Annotated in this window: 2 protein-coding genes; both read right to left on the reverse strand. The window is 73.4% G+C overall.

What is annotated here, in order from left to right; all coding sequences use genetic code 11:
• Nucleotides 1–11 precede the first annotated feature (11 nt).
• Entirely contained in the window at nt 12–1,148 is a 1,137-nt protein-coding gene (locus EAO70_RS35610; RefSeq protein ID WP_148006936.1) for a FecCD family ABC transporter permease, read from the reverse strand.
• A complete protein-coding gene (locus EAO70_RS35615) occupies nt 1,145–2,242 on the reverse strand; it encodes a FecCD family ABC transporter permease (RefSeq protein ID WP_187284181.1) in 1,098 nt (365 codons plus the stop codon). Before EAO70_RS35615 ends, EAO70_RS35610 begins: the two co-directional genes overlap by 4 nt.
• Nucleotides 2,243–2,365: the final 123 nt, after the last annotated feature.

Consider the following 2,365-nt stretch of genomic DNA (forward strand, 5'->3'; position numbering starts at 1 on the left):
GTTCTTGGCAGTCATGCGCGGCTCTTTCGCGACTCGGAGACCAGCAGCCAGATGAGGTAGAGACCGCCGACGCAGCCGGTCGCCGTGCCCACGGGGAGGAGTGCGGGGGCGAAGAGCCGCTGGACGGCGAGGTCGCTCAGGGCGAGCATGACCGCGCCCGTGAGGGCGGAGGGGACGAGGGAGGGCCCGGACGATCCGGTGAGTCTGCGGGCGACCTGGGGCGCGGCGAGCGCGATGAACCAGATGGGGCCGGTGACGGCGGTGGCGAAGGCGGCCAGGGCGACGCTGATCACGAGCAGGATCGTGCGGGTGCGGGAGACGTCGACGCCGAGGGCGGTGGCGGTGGTGTCGCCCATCTCGACCATGGAGAGTCGGCGGGAGAGGAGGAAGGCGAGGGGCAGGAGGACGGCGACGGCGAGGCCGATGGCCTGCGCGTGCGTCCAGAGCCGGTTGCCCAGGCTGCCGATGAGCCATGCCTGTGCCTCCAGGGCCTCCTGGAAGGTGGCGCGGGTGATCAGGTACGAGTTGACGGCGAGGAGGAGGGCGCTGACGCCGATGCCGACGACGACGAGGCGGAAGCCCTGGATGCCGCGGCCGATCATGAGGAGGTGGACGGCGAGGGCGGTGGCGAGGCCGCCGACGAGGGCGCCGGTCGCGATCTGGGTCATGCTGCCGTGCAGGACGACGGTGACGACGAGGGCGCCGACGGCGGAGCCGTTGGTGAAGCCGATGATGTCGGGGCTGCCCAGCGGGTTGCCGGTGATGCTCTGGAGGATGGCGCCGCTGACGGCGAGGGCCGCGCCGACGCAGAGCGCGGTGACGAGCCGGGGCATGCGGAGGGTGTTGACGACGAAGTCGGCGACGCCGCTGCCGCTGCCGGTGAGGGCCTTGAGGACCTCGCCCACGGAGAGGTCGAAGTCCCCGGTGGTCAGGGTGGTGCCGGCGACGGTGACGAGCGCGGTGAGGAGGGCGGCCGTCACGACGACGGCGCGGCCGCGGACCCGCAGGGAGAGGACGCCGGAACGGGTGCGGAGCACCCGGCCGCTGACGACCCGGGGCCGGTGCTCGGCGGTCGCCGTCCCCGGGCGGGGCGTGGTGCCGTCCCCGGGGTCGGGCGCGGAGGCCTTCGCCTCCCGTACGGCGGTCACAGCATCACCAGCTTCCGGCGGCGGCACAGGGCGATGAACAGGGGGGCGCCGACGAACGCGGTGACGATGCCGACCTGCACCTCGCCGGGGGCGCCGAGGACCCGGCCGGCCACGTCGGAGCCGACGAGCAGGACGGGCGCGATGAGCATCGAGTACGCGAAGACCCATCGCTGGTCGGGGCCGACGACGAACCGGGCGATGTGCGGCACGGCGAGGCCGATGAAGCCGATCGGTCCGGCGGCGGCGGTGGCGGCGCCGCAGAGGAGCATCACGGCGGCGGCGCCGAGGGCGCGGGTCAGGCCGACGTTGACGCCGAGGGCCCGGCCCACCTGTTCGCCCATGGCGAGGGCGTTGAGCGAGGGCGCGAGGACGAGGGCGAGGACGAGGCCGACGCCGATGAAGGGCAGGGACATCAGGACGATGTCGTAGTAGCGGCCCGCGAGGGAGCCGACGGTCCAGAAGCGGAACTGGTCGAAGGCCCGCGGGTCGAGCAGCAGGACGGCCCAGTTGAAGGCGTAGAGCACGGCGGTGACCGCGGCGCCGGCGACGACGAGCCGCTCGGGGGAGGCGAGCGTGCGGCCCGAGGAGCCGAGCAGGTAGACGCCGACGGACGCGGCGGCGGCGCCGACGAGGGCGAACCACACATAGCCGAGCGGGGCGGCGACGCCGAAGAAGGCGATGGCGACGACGACACCCGCGGAGGCCCCGAGATTGACTCCGAGCATGCCTGGGTCGGCGAGGGGGTTGCGGGTCAGGGCCTGCATCAGGGCGCCCGCCAGGCCGAGGGCGGTGCCCACCAGGATGCCGAGGAGGGTGCGGGGGATCCGGTAGTCGTGGATGATCACCGAGGTCTCGGACCCGTCGGGGTGCCAGAGGGCGTCCCAGGTGGCCGTGAACGGGATGCCCCGGGTGCCGACCCAGATGCTCAGGAGACCGACGAGGACGAGGGCGGTGAGGCCGACGACGAGTCCCAGTCCCCGGAACGCGGCGCCGGTGCGGCCCGACCCGCGCGCGCCGGGGCCGGTGGTCTTCTCCGCGGGTCGCTCCTGGGGCTGCTGTCCCCGCACCACCCGGGATTCGACGGACAACGACAACTCCCCCTGGCGGCGGTACAGATGTACGGCGGAACCGGCGGCGCGCAGCCGAAGGATCACGACTTAGGTGAGGCTAACCGAACCGTGTCGCGAGGTCAACGCGCCGGACAGGACCTCTCCCAC

The sequence above is a fragment of the Streptomyces sp. adm13(2018) genome, assembly GCF_008042145.1.
In the GTDB taxonomy this organism is placed as follows: Bacteria; Actinomycetota; Actinomycetes; order Streptomycetales; family Streptomycetaceae; genus Streptomyces.